The 17586-nt window shown below is 62.6% G+C and carries 20 protein-coding genes, 1 tRNA gene and 1 other RNA gene; 9 read left to right on the top strand and 13 right to left on the bottom strand.

Annotated features, from left to right (window positions below; all coding sequences use genetic code 11):
* Positions 1 to 5: 5 nt before the first annotated feature.
* Together QKW60_RS02940 and QKW60_RS02945 are read left to right on the top strand one after the other, a co-directional pair.
* Complete coding sequence (locus tag QKW60_RS02940) at positions 6 to 959, top strand: capsular polysaccharide export protein, LipB/KpsS family (protein ID WP_282366293.1); 954 nt, start codon at positions 6 to 8, stop codon at positions 957 to 959.
* A 52-nt stretch (positions 960 to 1011) separates the two neighbouring features.
* On the top strand, positions 1012 to 2190 hold the full coding sequence (locus QKW60_RS02945; protein WP_282366294.1) for a dipeptidase: 1179 nt from the start codon (positions 1012 to 1014) through the stop codon (positions 2188 to 2190).
* A gap of 157 nt (positions 2191 to 2347) precedes the next feature.
* On the opposite strand, the gene QKW60_RS02950 is transcribed toward QKW60_RS02945, so the two are convergent.
* The 4 genes from QKW60_RS02950 to QKW60_RS02965 form a co-directional block, all read right to left on the bottom strand.
* Positions 2348 to 2797 (bottom strand): host attachment protein, encoded by a 450-nt coding sequence (locus tag QKW60_RS02950; RefSeq protein ID WP_282366295.1) that lies wholly within the window; start codon positions 2795 to 2797, stop codon positions 2348 to 2350.
* A 76-nt stretch (positions 2798 to 2873) separates the two neighbouring features.
* Entirely contained in the window at positions 2874 to 3848 is a 975-nt protein-coding gene (locus tag QKW60_RS02955) for a Gfo/Idh/MocA family protein (RefSeq protein ID WP_282366297.1), read from the bottom strand.
* Between the two features lie 82 nt (positions 3849 to 3930).
* A complete protein-coding gene (gene rpoH, locus QKW60_RS02960) occupies positions 3931 to 4824 on the bottom strand; it encodes an RNA polymerase sigma factor RpoH (protein WP_282366299.1) in 894 nt (297 codons plus the stop codon).
* Between the two features lie 153 nt (positions 4825 to 4977).
* Positions 4978 to 6039, bottom strand: a complete 1062-nt coding sequence (locus tag QKW60_RS02965) for an RluA family pseudouridine synthase (protein ID WP_282366300.1) — start codon at positions 6037 to 6039, stop codon at positions 4978 to 4980.
* On the opposite strand from QKW60_RS02965, the gene QKW60_RS02970 reads away from it, so the two are divergent.
* Positions 6029 to 6358, top strand: coding sequence for a DUF6476 family protein (locus QKW60_RS02970; RefSeq protein WP_282366301.1), 330 nt, complete (start codon positions 6029 to 6031; stop codon positions 6356 to 6358). The two genes, QKW60_RS02965 and QKW60_RS02970, sit on opposite strands and share 11 nt — an antisense overlap.
* 11 nt (positions 6359 to 6369) lie before the next feature.
* On the opposite strand, the gene QKW60_RS02975 is transcribed toward QKW60_RS02970, so the two are convergent.
* Positions 6370 to 6446, bottom strand: a tRNA-His gene (locus tag QKW60_RS02975).
* A gap of 130 nt (positions 6447 to 6576) precedes the next feature.
* Between QKW60_RS02975 and QKW60_RS02980 the strand changes: the two genes are divergently transcribed.
* Complete coding sequence (locus QKW60_RS02980; protein ID WP_282366302.1) at positions 6577 to 6789, top strand: DUF6324 family protein; 213 nt, start codon at positions 6577 to 6579, stop codon at positions 6787 to 6789.
* Here the strand turns inward: QKW60_RS02980 and QKW60_RS02985 are convergent.
* On the bottom strand, positions 6764 to 7216 hold the full coding sequence (locus QKW60_RS02985) for an MmcB family DNA repair protein (RefSeq protein ID WP_419762638.1): 453 nt from the start codon (positions 7214 to 7216) through the stop codon (positions 6764 to 6766). The two genes, QKW60_RS02980 and QKW60_RS02985, sit on opposite strands and share 26 nt — an antisense overlap.
* 150 nt (positions 7217 to 7366) lie before the next feature.
* On the opposite strand from QKW60_RS02985, the gene QKW60_RS02990 reads away from it, so the two are divergent.
* Entirely contained in the window at positions 7367 to 8113 is a 747-nt protein-coding gene (locus QKW60_RS02990) for a methyltransferase family protein (protein ID WP_282366304.1), read from the top strand.
* 44 nt (positions 8114 to 8157) lie between these two features.
* A non-coding RNA gene (ssrS, locus tag QKW60_RS02995) (6S RNA) lies at positions 8158 to 8315 on the top strand.
* A 59-nt stretch (positions 8316 to 8374) separates the two neighbouring features.
* Here the strand turns inward: ssrS and QKW60_RS03000 are convergent.
* From QKW60_RS03000 to QKW60_RS03030, 7 genes are all read right to left on the bottom strand, one after another.
* Positions 8375 to 9001, bottom strand: a complete 627-nt coding sequence (locus tag QKW60_RS03000; protein WP_282366305.1) for a YdeI/OmpD-associated family protein — start codon at positions 8999 to 9001, stop codon at positions 8375 to 8377.
* Between the two features lie 69 nt (positions 9002 to 9070).
* Positions 9071 to 9373 (bottom strand): hypothetical protein, encoded by a 303-nt coding sequence (locus QKW60_RS03005; protein WP_282366306.1) that lies wholly within the window; start codon positions 9371 to 9373, stop codon positions 9071 to 9073.
* Positions 9374 to 9442: 69 nt separating this feature from the next.
* Positions 9443 to 9802 (bottom strand): DUF1304 domain-containing protein, encoded by a 360-nt coding sequence (locus QKW60_RS03010; protein ID WP_282366307.1) that lies wholly within the window; start codon positions 9800 to 9802, stop codon positions 9443 to 9445.
* The gene (nusB, locus tag QKW60_RS03015; protein ID WP_282366308.1) at positions 9802 to 10284 is read right to left on the bottom strand and encodes a transcription antitermination factor NusB; all 483 of its coding nucleotides are present in this window, start codon (positions 10282 to 10284) and stop codon (positions 9802 to 9804) included. The genes QKW60_RS03010 and nusB overlap by 1 nt, the downstream gene beginning before the upstream one ends.
* On the bottom strand, positions 10281 to 10832 hold the full coding sequence (locus tag QKW60_RS03020; RefSeq protein ID WP_282366310.1) for a 6,7-dimethyl-8-ribityllumazine synthase: 552 nt from the start codon (positions 10830 to 10832) through the stop codon (positions 10281 to 10283). The genes nusB and QKW60_RS03020 overlap by 4 nt, the downstream gene beginning before the upstream one ends.
* 3 nt (positions 10833 to 10835) lie before the next feature.
* Positions 10836 to 11930 carry a 3,4-dihydroxy-2-butanone-4-phosphate synthase gene (gene ribB / locus QKW60_RS03025; protein WP_282366311.1) on the bottom strand — a complete coding sequence of 365 codons (1095 nt, stop codon included), beginning with the start codon at positions 11928 to 11930 and terminating at the stop codon, positions 10836 to 10838.
* A gap of 320 nt (positions 11931 to 12250) precedes the next feature.
* Entirely contained in the window at positions 12251 to 12856 is a 606-nt protein-coding gene (locus tag QKW60_RS03030) for a riboflavin synthase (RefSeq protein WP_282366312.1), read from the bottom strand.
* 197 nt (positions 12857 to 13053) lie between these two features.
* Here QKW60_RS03030 and QKW60_RS03035 point away from each other — a divergent pair, with 197 nt between their 5' ends.
* The 3 genes from QKW60_RS03035 (at position 13054) to QKW60_RS03045 (ending at position 17584) form a co-directional block, all read left to right on the top strand.
* Positions 13054 to 14337: a capsule biosynthesis protein gene (locus QKW60_RS03035; RefSeq protein ID WP_282366313.1), complete on the top strand. Its 1284-nt coding sequence runs from the start codon at positions 13054 to 13056 to the stop codon at positions 14335 to 14337.
* Between the two features lie 77 nt (positions 14338 to 14414).
* Positions 14415 to 15548: a polysaccharide biosynthesis/export family protein gene (locus QKW60_RS03040; RefSeq protein ID WP_474001823.1), complete on the top strand. Its 1134-nt coding sequence runs from the start codon at positions 14415 to 14417 to the stop codon at positions 15546 to 15548.
* Complete coding sequence (locus QKW60_RS03045; RefSeq protein ID WP_282366314.1) at positions 15548 to 17584, top strand: capsular polysaccharide biosynthesis protein; 2037 nt, start codon at positions 15548 to 15550, stop codon at positions 17582 to 17584. The genes QKW60_RS03040 and QKW60_RS03045 overlap by 1 nt, the downstream gene beginning before the upstream one ends.
* The last annotated feature ends 2 nt before the right edge of the window (positions 17585 to 17586 follow it).

A 17586-nucleotide genomic window follows, 5' to 3' on the forward strand; every position in this document is an offset into this window, starting at 1 on the left:
GGCCGATGCGGCCCGGCCTGATCCTGCATGTGCCGCTACATATGTTGGCGTCGGATGGGGTGGGGCTTCCGGGTTTCTTTCAGAAAATCCGATCCGGTTTTATGGCTCGCGGCGCCCGTGTCGAAGTGCGCTGGCGCGACACGGATGTTCTGACGAGCATGGGCGAAACCGAAGACATCCACCTTGTACACAACGGTCGCATCCATCATCCCCGCGTTCTGAACACCGGCTTGGCCTATGTCTTTCCGTTCTGGTACTGCGATCCTGTCGGAAATTACGGTGACTCCAGTCTCGCCACCGGGACCTTCCGGCCCGACTTAGTCGATCCAGATCAAGCGAACATGTTCCACACGCGTCTGTCACGCCGCCTCGTGGACCGGCGACAAAGCCGGTACGATCAGCCGCAGGACCGCCGGACATTTCCCAAAAGCGCGATTGCGATTTTCCTTCAGGGCGACAGCGATCCGGTAAACCGCGCGCGATACATGTCCGAACGGGAGATGTTTGCCGCTGTTCTTGCCGCGCGCGGCGAACGGACGGTGATCGTGAAGCCGCACCCGCGCAATCTGACGGGCGACACCACTCACATTCTTGCGGTTGCCGGGCAAAGCCCCGGAGTAGTGGTCACCGATGCAAATGTGCACGATATCCTGGCCGCTTCGGACATTACGGTGACGACAACCTCGGCCACTGCGCTGGAATCGATGATCCATCGTGTTCCGGTGGTGCTTTGCGGTCGCAGCGACTTGCATCATTGCGCGATAACGGTTCGGCACCCCGATGAAATGCACGGCGCCCTGTGCGCGGCTATGAATGCTTCCTTCCCTTTTTCCACGTTCCTCTATTGGTTTCTCGTCCAAAACACACTGAATGCCGGCAGCGCGACCTTGATCGATGACACACTCGCCCGGATGACGCAGCACGGAGTGGATACAACCGGTTTTGTGCTGGACGGTTGAAGGGATCGCACCCGCGCAGAAGAGTGATGTCGCATTAGGGGAGATACACGAGATGATCCGGATCATACTGAAACTAATCGGATTCTTGTTGGTTGTTGGTATGTTCGGGTTCCTTGCGCTGGGGCCCGAAATCGCCGACCGGATGCAGAACCCTGTTACGAAGCATGACCCCTGGCCAGTGACCCAGGCAGCGCAGGAAATGCATGAACGGCTGATCATCGGCGACATGCATGCCGACACGCTGCTCTGGGATCGGGACCTGACCAAGCGTCAGACACGCGGACATGTCGACCTGCCGCGGCTGGCTGAGGGCAATGTTGCGCTGCAGGTCTTCACCACGGTGACGAAAAGCCCCTCGGGCCTGAATTACGAGAACAACGCTGCCGAGGCGCGGGACGACATCACACTTCTGTATATCGGCCAGCTTCGCCCCTTCCGTGCCTGGCTTGATCTGACCGAACGCGCGCTGGAGCAGGCGCGCCAGTTGGCGATTGCCGAGGAAAATGCGCCCGAGGCGCTGAAGATCATCCGCACCGGCGCCGATCTGGCCGAAGTGTTGCGCCGCCGCGCCGCAGGTGAGCAGGTCGTGGGGGGCATTCTCGGGGCCGAAGGGGGCCATGCGCTTGGCGACGAACAGGCCAATCTCGGCAAGCTATACGATGCGGGATTCCGGCTCATCGGGCTCACGCATTTCTTCGACAACGAGATTGGCGGTTCGCTGCACGGCGAGGCGGGCACCGCGGCCGGCCTGACGCGGTTCGGACGGTCGGTCGTGGAGGAGATGATCGGGCGGCATATGATCATCGACCTCGCCCATGCCTCACCTCAGACTGCGCGCGACGTTCTCGACATGACCGATATGCCGGTCGTTGTCAGCCACACCGGCATCCGCAGCCATTGCGATACTGTCCGAAATTTTCCCGATGACCTGATGCGGGCAATCGCGGCCGAGGGGGGGCTGATCGGCATCGGGTTCTGGGCCGACGTGACCTGTGACGACACGCCTGCCGGCATTGCCGGGGCGATCATTGCCGCGATTGGGGTCGTCGGCGAGGACCATGTCGCGCTCGGCTCGGACTTCGACGGAGCGGTGCGGACAACATTCGACGCATCGGAACTTTCCGCCCTGACGCAAGCCCTGATCGACCGGGGATTGCCCGAGGAGGTCATCGCAAAGGTCATGGGCGGCAACATGGTACGATTTCTTCAGGCCGCACTGCCGACAGAGTGATCAGGCCAAAGCGGGACAATCCCTTTAGATGAACGACCTTGTGAATGGGAAGCGGCATCTCGAATGAAATCGTCGTGGCGACGTTGAGGCTTCCTGAGCGACATTCTTAATTCATGCCGCCGAGCACCATTCTTCAGAAGGCTTCGCTCAAACCGGCTCACATCGGTTGGATGTCCGCAAAGTGGCGCGGCAGGTCCTGTGCCGCCACCTTCACGAGGTCCTTTGCCAGATCGGCATGCAGCGCCTGCGCCGACGCCCCGGTCAGCCGCGACCGCAATACGCCGAGCATTTTTGGCCCTGCCGCGATGATCAACCGGTCGGGCTTTATACGAGACCATTCACGGTCCAGTTCCTCCATGACATAACTCGCAAAACGCGACCGTCCAGCCTCATCGGCCTTCTCTCCGGGATCGAAGCCGTGCCGTGCTACGCCACCCGGTCCACCGGTCTGCCGCCCCGGCCGGTCGTCGTATTCGATCTGGGCATCGAGGAACTGTGCCGCCGAAAGCCCAGCCACCTCCTTCAACCCCTTGCCGATACCTTCGTTGATCAGAAAACGCGCCGTCTCGTCGTCGGCGACAAGCACAAGTGTACGGATCGGTTTCATGGCAAACCTCCTGTGTGGCCTGCCATAGATATGGGGACTGAATGCAGGTGCCGCCATGACCTGCGTCAACACGGACCTATCCGGCGGCCAGAACCCGGTCGATCATCGCTTGCGTACCCTTCGCATCCTCGAGAGTCCACGGATACGGCGTACCGTTACGGATCGTCTTCCCCAAGGCCTCGACTTGGTTGCGGTATTGCCGCGCGCCGGGAAAGCGTTCGATGTGATCGGCCTTGTCTTGCCGGAACATGTGCAGTTGCGCCTCGCCGAAGAGGCCCGCATTGAAGGGCGCGGTCAGCCGGATCAGGCCCGTTTCGCCCTGAAATACCACCTCTTGCCGGGGGAAAAGCCGCATCGAGGTCATCGCGTGGTAGGTGAAGCGGCCGCCCGGCCCCTCCATTTCGCCGAAGACGCGGGCGAAGACATCGACGCCGTTCTCGCGCGTGATCTGTGCATTGATCTCCACGGGCTCCGCGCCGGTCGCCCAACGGACAGACCCGTAGGTATAGACGCCGATGTCGGCGATGGAGCCACCGCCCGTTTCGGGTCGGTTGCGGATATTGCCGGGGTCAGAGCGGTTGTCATAGCTGAAATGCGCATCCGCATGCAGGATGCGACCGATGGCGCCCTCCTCTATCAGGACCCGGGCGCGCTGCCATTGCGGGTGGTGAACGATCATATAAGCCTCGGTCGCCAGCAGTCCGGTCCGGTTCCGTGCCGCGATGAGAGCGTCGATCTCATCCGCCTGCATCGCGATGGGCTTTTCCGTCAGCACATGCTTGCCCGCCTCGAGCGCTTTCAACGTCCATTCGACATGGAGGTGGTTAGGCAGCGGTATATAGACCGCCTCTATGTCCGGGTCGGCGAGCAGAGCATCGTACGAGTCATGCACCTTGAGGTCCGGGCAGAAGGCCGCGAATGGTGCAGCTTTCTTCGGATCGGATGTCGCAAGCGCGTGGAACCGCGCGCCTTCGGCTTCGTGTATAGCCCGCGCCATGTGCTCGCGCGCGAATTTCGCAGCGCCGAGCACCCCCCAATTGACCGGTTTCATGCCGCCCCCATGTTCAAGATTGCGCTAACATCTACGCTCCTTGCGGCCGGGGGAGCAAGCCGCAAGGGTAGATTTCGTCGGCTCAGGCGGGGACAACCATGCCTTTTTCGGCGGCCAGCTTGCGCATTTCCGCCTGAAGTTTCTCAAACGCGCGCACTTCGATCTGGCGGATGCGCTCGCGGCTGACATCATACTGCCCGGACAGATCTTCCAGCGTCACCGGCTCATCGACCAGACGACGCTGCATCAGGATGTCGCGTTCCCGGTCGTTCAGCACCGCCATGGCCTGTTCCAGAAGTTCGCGGCGCACCGACAACTCATCGGCCTCGGCATAGTGCCCGGCCTGGTCGGCATCCTCGTCCTCCAGCCAGTCCTGCCACTGGGCGGTACCGTCCTCGGCGCCGACGGTAGCATTCAGCGAGGCATCGCCGCCCGACAGACGCCGGTTCATCGCGATGACCTCATCCTCGGTCACGTTGAGGTCGGTCGCGATCTTCTGCACATGTTCGGGGCGCAGATCGCCTTCCTCCAATGCGCCGATCTTGGACTTGGCCTTGCGGAGGTTGAAGAAAAGCTTTTTCTGCGCCGAGGTGGTGCCAAGCTTCACAAGGCTCCACGACCGCAGGATATATTCCTGAATCGACGCCCTGATCCACCACATCGCATAGGTGGCCAGCCGGAAGCCTTTTTCGGGGTCGAAACGCTTCACGGCCTGCATCAGCCCGACATTCGCCTCGGAAATCACTTCGGCCTGCGGCAGACCGTAGCCACGATATCCCATGGCGATCTTTGCAGCGAGGCGCAGGTGTGAGGTAACCATCTTGTGGGCGGCGGAGCTGTCCTCATGATCCACCCAGCGCTTGGCCAGCATGTATTCCTCTTCCGGCTCCAGAAGCGGAAACTTGCGGATTTCCTGCAGATAGCGGTTCAGCCCCTGTTCCGGGCTCGGCGCGGGAAGGTTTGCATAGTTCGACATCGGCTCTGACCCTCTCTTTCCGGTCGAGGACCCCGAAATCTATTCGCTTGGCCCCCGCTCTGCAAGGCCGTGGCCATAGCAGCGTTTGTTTAACGTCAGATGAGTATGTTTCCGTCGTTTTGCCAGATTTGTGACAGACGCCTCACATCCTTGTCAGGAAACGCGATCAGCAAGGCCCGGTTCCCTGCGCAAAAGGTTAAGGAGCGTCTGGAAATCGTCAGGCAGCGGGCTTTCGAAATCGAGTCTCTCGCCGGTGACCGGATGATCGAAGCCAAGGGTTGCGGCATGAAGCGCCTGACGGGGAAACTTCGCCGCAGCCTCGGCAGCTTCCGCGCCAAGTGCCTTCGCAGCGGGCTTACGCCGCCCGCCATAGACCGGATCGCCGATCAGCCCATGGCCGACATGGGCCATGTGGACCCGGATCTGGTGGGTGCGCCCTGTCTCCAGCCAGCATTCGACAAGGGCCGCGGCAGGCGGGGTGCCGAACCTCTCCACCACTCTAACCCGCGTCACCGCATGACGCCCGCCATGAAACAGCACCGCCTGCCGCTGACGGTCTGTCTTGTGGCGGGCAAGTTGTGTGGTGATCTTGAGGATACCGCCCGTTTCGAAATTCGTGCCCTTCACCCCGTGCAGACGCGGGTCGGCAGCATCCGGCACGCCGTTGGCCAGTGCCAGATAGCGGCGGGTTACCGAGTGTTTTTCAAACTGTTTCGCAAGCCCGTGATGCGCCCGGTCGGATTTGGCGACGACCAGAAGGCCCGACGTATCCTTGTCGATCCGGTGCACGATCCCCGGACGCCTTTCGCCGCCGACGCCGGACAGCGTATCGCCGCAATGGTGCAGAAGTGCATTGACGAGTGTCCCGTCGGCAGAACCCGGCGCGGGATGCACGACCATGCCTGCGGGCTTGTCGATGACGATGAGATCGGCATCTTCCCACACGATGTTGAGCGCGATTGGCTGTGCGACAGTTTCTACCGGCTCCGGCGCGCCGAGCGCGATGGCAAACACGTCGCCCTCCGCCACTTTGGCCTTTGGGTTTTCGACCACCGCTCCGTCCTGCGTAATCGCTCCCTCGGCCAGAAGCTTCGCCAGCCGCGACCGCGACAATGCGGCTTCTTCTGGCACATCGCGCGCCAGCGCCTTATCAAGGCGGTCGGGCGGGTTGGCCCCGATCACCACTTGCAAGGTACGGCTTTCAATGTCCGACATGAACGAGGCTCCGACTGACGCCGAACAGGGCACCCCGCCCGAACTGCGCTTTCTCAAGGTTCTGGTCACGACGCTGGCCGGGACCATGATCCTCGGCCTGATAACGATCATCTTCCTCTTTGTCACCCGGCTGCCGGATGCCTCAGCGCCGCGCCCCGCGCTTCCCGACGGCATCACGCTACCCGATGGCGCAGAGGCGGAAGCCGTCACGATGGGGCGCGGCTGGATCGCGGTGGTGACGAACGCGGATGAAATCCTGATCCTCGACGCCGAATCCGGCGAGTTGCGGCAGACGGTGAAGATCAACGCCGGAAAGTGAGTGCGAGGGGATGGTACCGACGCCCCGGCTCGAACGGGGGACCCCTAGATCCACAATCTAGTGCTCTAACCAACTGAGCTACGTCGGCACTCGGGGGCCATTTAGACCCGTGCCAACGCGAATGCAAGTCCCGGATTGTGCTTGTCGCGGCATTGCGCTTCTTGCCTCGCCCCCCGGTTCCGCTATAGCCAAGTCGGAGTATGAAACGGAGGCCGATCATGGGGATCGACAAGGAAAGCGACATCTCGGCGAATCTGCAGATCGGGCCGACGACGCTCGGCATGGTGCGGATTTATCTTGAGGCCGACGGGCTGGAACTGCCGCTCGATTTCGACCCGGAAGAAGCCGAGGAGATCGCCGAGGAACTGCGCGCCGCGGCCGAAGCCGCGCGGAGTATGGGCAGTCCTAAGGGGAAATCCCCGAAGCGGTGACGCCCGGATCGCGAAAGCCCTGCAGGCGCAGGGCGGCGTGGCGGGCAAATTTTTGCAGCATCACTTTGCGACGCGCCCCGGCCAAAGGCTCCTCAGGTCCCATACGCACAATCTCGGCATCATAGGCATCCGCGAGGATCAGACCGGTGCCCTCGGGCAGCAGCTCCACCGGGAAATCGGCATCCACGGCCCAGAAAAACCGGTCGCCCCATTCCAGATAGTTCTGCCACTTGCGGTCCGAGGTGAAATCGACCCGGCTCGACTTGCATTCGACGATCCACAGCTCTCCCTTCGGCCCCAGCGCAAGCACATCCAGCCTCAGCCCGGAGGTCGGCACCAACTCCTCCACCGTGACAAAGCCATGGTGCAGAAGATGGCGACAAACGCCGCGCGCGAGGAGTTGTCCGGGCATGAGATCGTCCTGCATGGGCGAAATATGAACATAAAGTGAACATGTGTCCAGAGGGGGCACCGCCCCACCGCGAAATGCCGGTTTGTTGGGTTCTGCAACCGGAGTTGTATGGCGCGGATGACCCGACCCGTGCTTCGCACGCGCAGTCAGAGCGAGGAGAGTCGGATGCTACTTGGCGATCACATGCAGCGAACGGGGCAGAGCCTCTTTCGTTGGCGCAGTTATGTACTTCTGGCCTTCGTACCCTTCATCGCCCTGACGCTGTTCAACGGTGAAGCGATCGAACTGCGCTTCGGTGAGGGGTTCGGCGATCTTTACGAAAGCTTTTGCATAGCGCTCGTCGTGCTTGGCGAGGCGATCCGGATCCTGACTGTGGGTTTCGTTCCGGCGGGGACATCGGGGCGCAACACGAAGGCACAGATCGCCGAGGCGCTGAATACGACCGGCGCCTATTCGCTGGTGCGCAACCCGCTCTATCTCGGGAATTGCATGATGTACGTGGGTGTCGTCGCCTACACTCAGAATGTGACCCTGACGCTGGTCTTTGCGCTGGTGCTGATGCTCTATTACGAGCGGATCATCGCGGCCGAGGAAGGCTTCCTCGCCCAGAAATACGGGGCCGCTTACCGAGACTGGGCGGCAGAAGTCCCGGCCTTCATTCCGCGTGTGACCGGCTGGCAGCGCCCCGCCTTGCCGTTCTGCCTGCGCACCGTGATCAAGCGCGAACACGCCTCGATCTTTGGCGGGTTCCTCGCGCTCTGGCTGGTCGATGCCGGGCTGAATGCGTTGTCGCCCGAGCCTGAAGGCATGGGCATGGCCGAGTTCTACATTCTTGGTCTGGCGATGGTCGCTGAACTGACGGTACTGATGATCAAGAAGCGCACGCCAATTCTGCGTGTCGCCGGACGCTGAGAACCCTTGCCGACGGGCCGTGTCGGCCCTATCTGTGGGAACGGCGGGTTCTGCCCCTCTCGTGCGTGGCCCTTTTCCAGTGGCCGATAATCTCTTCCGAGGGAGCTGGCTCTGCCGGGATCGTGGTCCCGGTATCCGGCGCCCACCTGGTTCAGCCAGGCTCTCGGGAAATTCACGCCGCCACGGTTGCCGCGGTTCCCGCCACTACTAAATTGCACAAAAACGTTGTGCGATGGACCAACGGGGTAGATTTGCAAGCCCCTAACGCTCCATCGCGCCCTTTCCAGAAATGATCTTGTCGCGAAATTTCTCGATACGGGCCATGCGTGTCGCGGATTGCTTGGCCTGGTTGAGGTTGAACATGTAACTTCTCTGGCGCCCCGGCGTCAGCGCGTGAAACGCCTCTGCCAGTTCCGGATCGGCATCCAGCGCCTCGGCCAGTTCATCGGGCATGTCAATCTCGCGCACCACTTTCACCGGTTGCGTACCTGCCTCGGCATGATCCATCAACTGACGCAGATAGGACCGGATCACGGGCCCCAATGGTGAGACCTGCCCGACATCCGTAAATCGGATCGTTCCCGGTGTGAGGCTGTTCGGCCCCTGCGGAACCAACACGCCTTCTGTATCGTTCAGAAGGCTCGGATTCATGAAGCTTAGTCGGAAGTCGTCCCGGAAAGCGCTAATAAGAGCTATGTTGCGGCCAGCATGCATGTAAGTTGGATGCGCCCATTTCACGACTTCATCCAATCCCATGTCCAGACAGATGCGGCGCAGATCGTTCAATCCGTCGGTCCACAGGCGAGTCGAACAATCAAGCGTCGCGAACCGGACGCACCGACCACAGCCCTTGCTGAAGAATTCATCCGCGTTGCTGATCATCGCCATAGTCGCTTTTCCCGTCAAACCTAACGCTCATGCTGGCACCGCGCGATGAGATTTATGTGCGGGAAAGGACTACCTGCGCGTCTTTACCGTGACCGGTATGGCCACAGGCTCTACCTGAACAGTGGAACGGCGACCGCCGCCCGGCCCGTCATTGTGTCCGAGCCGCATGACCGCGATCGCGAACTGAACGCCGGCAAAGACGATGCCGTTGAAGACGACGAGCATCACGACCGCGATCCAGCCCTTGGGCGAGGACGAGATGAGGTGCCAGAGATTGGCGACGTTCAGCCACATGAGCAGGCCCACGAAGACCGCCGACAGCAGGAAGCCAATGATCACATTGCGGATGTAAAGGCGGACGAGTGCGGGCATGGGCATCTCCCTTCCCCTTCAATCTAGCGTCGTCCTGTGGATTTCACAGGGACATGCTGTCGCATCGGCTCATGTCAGCCAGACGAATGCAAGCCCGATGAGCGCGGGCAGCGCCTGCACGTAAAAGATACGCCGGGCGGCGGTCAGCGCGCCAAAGATCCCGGCAATCGCGACACATGCGAGGAAGAAGGTGGCAATCCGGGGGGCGGTCGCCGCGTCAGCGAGGAGCGACCAGATCAGCCCCGCGGCGAGGAAGCCGTTATAGAGCCCCTGATTGGCCGCCATCACCTTGGTCGGCGCAAACAACTCTTTCGGAAAACCGCGAAAAACCTTCGGCCCCCGGCTTTCCCAGGCGAACATCTCCAACCAGAGGATGTAAAGGTGCAGGGCCGCGACAAGACCGATCAGGATTTGTGCGGCGATGCCCATCAGAACGCCTCGGGCCGGGCTTCGCGGGCCATGTGATCGAGGACGGCGTTGACGAATTTCGGTTCCTTGCTATCGGGGAAGAAGGCGCGGGCGACATCGACGAACTCGGTGATGATCACCTTGGGTGGGGTCTTTTCATCCGTCAGTTCGGCGCCTGCAGCACGGAAGAGCGCGCGAAGCACCGGGTCGATGCGGCCGATCGGCCATTTCGCCACCAGCGCCCGGTCGGTCATCTGGTCTATCTTGGCCTGCCAGTTCACCGCCTCTTCCACGATCTTGCGGAACAGGTCCGGGTCGCCCTCGGCCATCTCGTCGCCCTCATAGACCGCTCCGAAGCGGAAGCTTTCGAACTCGCGCCGCACCTTGTCGACGGTCTGGCCCGAAGCCTCCATCTGGAATAGCGCCTGCACGGCATAAAGCCGCGCGGCAGATTTCATCTGGCGCTTTTCGGCAGTGGTCGGTTTCGGGGTGGCGTCGCTCATGCGGTCTTGGGTCCTTCGCTGTCGCCGGCGATGCGGAATTCCTCGCCCTGCGGCTTGAACCCGATGCCTTTCGTCCGGCGCGCCCATTTGCGGGAAAGCGAGACAAGATGCAAGGCCGCCGCTGCGGCACCGCCCCCCTTGTTCTGATCGGCCGGATCGGCCCGGACCTCGGCCTGTTTGCGGTTCTCGACGGTCAGAATGCCGTTGCCGACCGCCACGCCCGAAAGGCCGAGCATTGTGAGACCCCGCGACGAGTCGTTGCAAACCGTGTCGTAATGCGTTGTCTCGCCCCGGATCACGCAGCCAAGGGCGACGAAACCGTCGTAATCTGCCATGCGGGAGGCCATGCCGATGGCTGTCGGAATTTCCAACGCGCCGGGCACCTCGACCAGATCGACCTCGGCGCCCGCCTCTTCGGCAACGGCTTTCGCACCCGCGATGAGGTTGTCCGCGATGTCCCTGTAATATGGCGCAACGACAATCAGAAGCCGCACCTTCTTGTCAAACTTGGGCAGATCGAGAATGTAGTGTTGTTCCTGCGCGGCCATGTCTCAGCTTTCGGTGATCGGGCGGGTGCCCGTGATATGCAGATCATAGGCGTCAAGGCCCAGATAGCGCGTCAGCGGCGAATCCGTCAGCAGGATCAACTGCTTCAACCCCATGGAAGACAGGATCTGCGCCCCAAGCCCGGTCTGCTTGATCGTGCGCGGTCCGTCCTCTTCCTCTGCCACCAGCTTCGCCTTCGGGTCGCGGAAGAGGCAAACCGCTCCCCGCCCTTCTTTCGCGATGATCTTCATCGCGCGTGCCAGTTCGCCTTCGGGCGACGGGCCGAGCGCCAAGACGTCTTCGAGAATATTCAGTGCATGGGTACGGACCAGAACCGGCTCGGCCGTGGTGATGTCACCCTTGGTCAGAACGACATGTTCGGTACCTTCGGTCTGATCGGTAAAGATACGCATGGTCCAGTCGCCGCCATGGGCCGAAGTGACAGTTCGGCTGCCAGTTTCGCGCACGAGGTTATCGTGGCGGCGGCGATAGGCGATGAGGTCCGAGATGGTGCCGATCTTAAGGCCGTGTTTCTGCGCGAATGTCACCAGATCCGGCAGCCGCGCCATGGTGCCGTCTTCGTTCATGATCTCGCAGATCACGCCCGAGGGGTTAAGGCCCGCGAGCCGTGAAATATCGGTCGCGGCTTCGGTATGGCCGGCGCGGACCAGCACACCGCCATCGCGGGCGCGCAGCGGGAAAATATGGCCCGGCGTCGCGATATCCTGCGGGCCCTTCGAGGGGTCGATGGCGGTCGCCACGGTCAACGCCCGGTCATGGGCAGAAATGCCGGTCGATACGCCTTCCCGCGCCTCGATGGAGATGGTGAAGGCGGTTTCGTGCCGGGAAGAGTTCTTGGCCGACATCAGTTGCAGGCCAAGGGCCTCGATCCGGGCCGAGGAAAGCGTCAGGCAGATCAGGCCGCGCCCATGGGTGGCCATGAAGTTGATCGCATTCGGGGTGCACATCTGCGCGGGGATGACCAGATCGCCCTCATTCTCGCGATCCTCGTGATCGACAAGGATGAACATGCGGCCATTGCGGGCCTCGTCGATGATCTCCTCGGTCGAGGAAATGGCGGCTGTCAGATCGTCGGTCATGTGATCGGCCCCGGTGAATTCTCCCCGCGAGGCGATAGACGAATGACAGGGCTTTGGCCAGCCCGCAGGCGACATTCACCCCGGCAAGCGCGCCATTTCCGGGCTGATTATATCGCGCCGGAACAAAGCCCGCCGACACTTGCCGGGCAGCGCCCGACCGCGGGTGGGCGCCGTAAGGGTCGTGATAGGCACTTTATGGTGCCGCCAATTCCAACGTGGTTTCCCTTCGCAACGTCGCGGAGAGCCCGCCCATGGGGCGGTCGGGCGCTGCCCGGCGGCGCGCACGCGCGCATTCATTCCGGGCGGTCTTGCACCGGACCTCAGCCCTGCCCGCCCCATTCCCTCAGACGGGCGACATAGCGGGCCAGCGTGTCGATTTCGATATTCACTTGGTCGCCGACCTTGGCCTGCCCCCAGGTGGTGACCTCTTTCGTATGCGGGATGATGTTCACGCCGAACTCTGCCCCGTTCACCTCGTTCACCGTCAGCGAAGTGCCATTAAGCGCGACCGAGCCCTTGGGCGCGATGAAGCCCGCCAGAGCCTCAGGCGCGCGGAAGGTGAAGCGGGTGCTGTCGCCCTCGTCCTTCATCGCCACGATCTCGGCCACGCCATCGACATGGCCCGAGACGATATGGCCACCGAGTTCGTCACCGACTTTCAGCGCCCGCTCAAGGTTGATGCGGTGCCCGACGGTCCAGTCGCCGATATTGGTCTTGGCAACACTCTCGGCCGAGATATCGACGTCGAACCAGCCGCGCGGATCTGCGCCGGTCGCGACGACGGTCAGACAGCAACCGTTGCACGCGATGGATGCGCCAAGGTCGATCCCCTCCACCGGGTAAGCGGTCGCGATCCGAGCGCGCAGGTCACCCTTCTGCTCCAGCGCAAGGATCTCGCCGATATCGGTGACGATTCCGGTGAACATGGGACGCCTCCTTTGCCCCTAAAAGCTCCGTCCTGCCTATCCCGCCCCCCGCTCCGGGGCAAGAGGATCGGCCATTTCGTAACGTCGCCCGCATTCCGCCAACTGGCCGCCGCAATAATGCGTGACAAGAGCGCAGAAACGGCCACAATGGCCTGAAACCGAGCGAGAAACGGTCGAGCAGCATGCCGGTCATCGAAATGCAACCCAGCAGTTCGCGAAAGGTCCTGATGCTTCAGGGCCCGCATGGGCCGTTCTTCCGTCACTTGGGCGACATGCTGTGCCGGGCGGGGGCCGAGGTCTGGCGCGTCGGCTTCAACCGGGGCGACGAGTTTTTCTGGCGGCGCCCGGGTTACATCCCGTTTCGCGGCAGGATCGAGGACTGGCCGGATACGATCAACGAGCTTTTCGCCGACCACGCGATCACCGATCTCATTCTCTATGGTGACGCTCGGCCGGTTCACGCCGAAGCCATCGCAGCCGCGAAACGGCACGGCATCACGGTGCATGTCTTCGAGGAAGGCTACCTGCGCCCCTACTGGGTGACCTACGAACGCGGAGGGTCAAACGGCCATTCCCGCCTGATGTCGATGCCTGTCGCCGCGATGCAGGCGGCCCTCGCGCGGTCGGAAATGGAACAGCCCAAGGCGCCTTCCCATTGGGGCGACATGCGCGAGCATATCTTTTACGGCGCGCTCTATCACTTCATCCTCCTGGCCCTGAACCAGCGTTACTGCAATATGCGGTCGCATCGCAGCATCACGGTATCGGAGGAGTTCCATCTTTACCTGCGTCGGCTGCTTCTGATGCCGCTGCACGCATTGGAGCGACGTATCGCGACCTGGCGTATTCGCGGCGGCGGCTTCCCATACCACCTGGTCCTGATGCAGCTTGAACATGATGCGAGCTTTCGGGCCCATTCCGATTTCGCCTCGATGACAGAGTTCCTAACCCTCTGCCTTGAGGAATTCGCGCGCGGGGCGCCGACGCATCACCACATCGTTTTCAAGGCCCACCCGCTTGAGGACGAACGTGCCTCGGTCACGCGCACCATAAGGGAAACCGCAAGGCGGCTCAGGATCGGCGACCGTGTCCATTTCGTGCGCGGCGGCAAACTTGCGCAACTTCTTGACGGCGCTCGGAGCGCGGTCACCGTGAATTCCACCGCAGGCCAGCAGGTGCTGTGGCGCGGACTGCCGCTCAAGGCGTTCGGTCGCGCTGTCTACAATCAGCCGGAATTTGTCTCGGATCAGCCGCTTGCGGAGTTTTTCGCCAGCCCCCGGCGTCCGGACAGCCGCGCCTATCGCGACTATCGCCACTATCTGCTCGAAACCTCGCAGATACCGGGCGGCTTTTATTCCGCGCGCGGACGCCGACACCTGCTGCGGCAGGTGACCGACATGATCCTGGCCGACGAGGACCCGTATGATGCGCTCGTCGCGGGCAAAGCGGCACCAAGGCAACAGTTGGTCGCGGTGGAATAGCGCGTCTGGAATTGGACGAGCGCATTCAGTAGGCTGCCGCAAAACCAGAGGCAGAAGTCCCGGCGGAGGAGCCGATCTTGAGACCAGTTTCGTCACGCATCACCGCAGCGATGGCCTTGTTTGCAGTGCTTTCCGGCGTTTCTGCCTGTGGCTTGCCGCGATCGGGACCGACGAAGGGAGAGATTCGCGCCGGCTCGGTCGAAGAGCAGGGCGATACATTCATCATCCCCGTCACCGCGCAGGTTGCACGCGCGACCGCCATGGTTCCGCCGCTCGGTTTCACCAACGGGTTTCTCGGGGCTGGTGTCATCGGTTCTGATGGTATTCGCCCGGGTGACGTTCTTGGCCTGACGATCTGGGAGAACGTCGACAACGGCCTTCTGGCAGGTCCGGGCATGAATTCGACTGCATTGCAGGAAATGCAGGTCGATGGCGACGGCTTCATCTTCGTGCCCTATGCGGGCCGGATCAAGGCCGCCGGAAACACGCCCGAAGGTTTGCGCCGAATCATCACGGAAAAACTCGACGCCCAGACCCCCGACCCGCAGGTCACCGTGGCGCGACTCGCCGGGGACGGCGCGACGGTTTCCGTCATGGGCGGGGTTGGCGGCCAGGGTGTCTATCCGATTGAACGTCCGACGCGAACCCTGTCGGCGATGCTGGCCAAGGCTGGCGGTGTGGCCATCGAGCCCGAGATCGCGCAGATCGTGGTGACCCGTGGCCACCATACGGGGCGTATCTGGCTCAAGGACCTTTATTCCAATCCCCAATTCGACATCGCGCTGCGTCCGGGGGACGTGATCCTCGTCGAGAAGGATCAGAGGAATTTCACCGCGATCGGCGCGACCGGGGCGCAAAACCGCGTGCACTTCGAGACCCAGGAACTGTCTGCAATCGAGGCGATTGCCCAGGTCGGCGGCCTGTCGACGAACGCCGCCGACCCGACCGGTGTCTTCGTCCTGCGCGATGAGGACCCGGCGACTGCCAATATCGTACTGGGCCGAACCGATCTCATCGGACCGCAGCGGATTGCCTATATCCTCGATCTGACGGAACCTTCGGGCCTCTTCAACGCCCGGGATTTCATGATCCGCGACGGCGATACCGTGTACGTGACCGAGGCCCCCTATACCCGCTGGCAGAAACTGCTCAGCGCGTTGACCGGAACAGCGGGCTCGGCCAATGCGCTATCAAAGGCCACCGGGAACTGATGGACGGGACGGGGAACGTCCCCCGGAAGCTCTTCGTTTTTTCCGGTGGCTTCCTGACCCAGCCGCGCATCCGGCGTATTCTCACACTCGCAGGCTATGACGTTCGGGTTGGTCGACCGGCCGGGCCCGATGACCGCATAGGTGTCTGGGGTCGCAGCCCCACCGCACCACGCGGGGAAAAGGTGTCGGACTGGACGGATACGCCGGTGGTCCGGGTCGAGGACGCCTTCCTGCGCTCAGTCCGGCCCGGACGCGCGGGCGGCGAACCGCCACTAGGGCTGATGATCGACGAACAGGGCGTGCATTTCGACAGCGCAACCCCCTCTGCGATCGAACAGATCCTTGCCACGCATCCGCTCGACGACACTGCGGTCCTCGACCGCGCGCGGGACGGGATAGCCCGGCTCAAAGCGGCGCATCTGTCGAAGTACAACAATTTCGATCCAACCCTTGCGGTGCCCGATCCCGGCTACGTGCTGGTGATCGACCAGACCCGCGACGACGCGTCGATCCGCCATGGCGGGGCGACCGCCGCGACCTTCCGCGAAATGCTGGTTTTCGCGCAGGAGGAACATCCCGGCGCGCGCATCGTGATAAAGACCCATCCCGATACGCAGGCAGGTCACCGGCTTGGTCATTTCAACGAGGGTCACGCCCATGGCCTAATCTCGGTCGTAACGGCGCCGGTTTCACCCTGGACCCTGATGGAAGGTGCGGTCGGCGTCTACACCGTCTCGTCCCAACTAGGGTTCGAGGCGATCATGGCGGGCCACAAGCCGCGCGTCTTCGGCCAGCCCTTCTATGCCGGTTGGGGTCTGACCCAGGACGAAAACCCCGTCGCGCGGCGAGAACGCCGCCTGACCCGCGCCCAGTTGTTCGCCGCCGCGATGATCCTCGCACCCACATGGTACGACCCCTGCCGCGACCGGCTGTGCAGTTTCGAAGAGGCGGTGGACTATCTAGAGGCGCAGGTTCGCGCGTTCCGCGAAGACCAGGGCGGCCATGTCGCCCTCGGAATGCGGCTTTGGAAACGGGCACATCTGCAAAAGACCTTTGGGCGGGACAAGCGGCTCAGGTTTCAGGAGGATCCGGGCCGCGCCGTTAGCCGCGCGAAGGCCGAGGGGCGCGGCCTGCTCGTCTGGGCCGGGCGCGAGCCCGACAGCCTTTCGGCGCTTGCCCAAAACACTCCAGTCCGACGCGTGGAAGACGGGTTCCTGCGCTCGCGCGGCCTCGGCGCCGAACTCGTGCCACCGCTGTCCCTCGTCGCCGACCGACGGGGGATATATTACGACCCGGCGCGCGAAAGTGATCTGGAGCGGCTGGTCGCGGCCGGACCGCCACAGGGAGGCGAGGTGCGGGCGGAACGTCTGATCGCCCGGCTTGTCCGGTTCGGGCTGTCGAAATACAACCTCGACGCCGGCGCGATGCCGGACCTGCCTAAAGGCCACCGCATTCTCGTGCCGGGTCAGGTGGAGGACGATGCCTCGATCCGTCTTGGCGCGGGCAAGGAGCATACCAATGCTGCCCTCCTCGCCCGGGTCCGCGCCGAGAACCCCGATGCGATCGTGATCTACAAGCCGCATCCGGATGTCGAGGCGGGGCTGCGAACCGGTGCGGTTCCAGAAACCGAGGCGATGTCCCATGCCAACATGATCGTCCGCGGGGCCAGCCCGGCGGCTTTGATCGAAGCGGTGGACGAGGTCTGGACCATCACCTCCACGCTCGGGTTCGAGGCGCTTCTGCGTGGCAAGCCCGTGACCTGTCTTGGCATGCCCTTCTATGGCGGCTGGGGTCTGACCCGTGACCTCTTCCCCACCCCGGCGCGGCGCAAGGCACGCCCGACACTCGCCGCCTTTGTCCATGCCGCCCTGATCGCCTATCCGCGCTACACTGACCCGTTGACAGGCCTGCCCTGTCCGCCCGAGGTCATCGTCGACCGCCTCGCCCATCACGAGATTCCGGCACCCGGCAAGGCCAACCGGCTGTTGTCCAAGCTTCAGGGCCTTTTCGCCAGCCAGTCCTGGCTTTGGCGGTAGCC

Source organism: Albidovulum aestuarii (assembly GCF_029961185.1).
In the GTDB taxonomy this organism is placed as follows: domain Bacteria; phylum Pseudomonadota; class Alphaproteobacteria; order Rhodobacterales; family Rhodobacteraceae; genus Albidovulum; species Albidovulum aestuarii.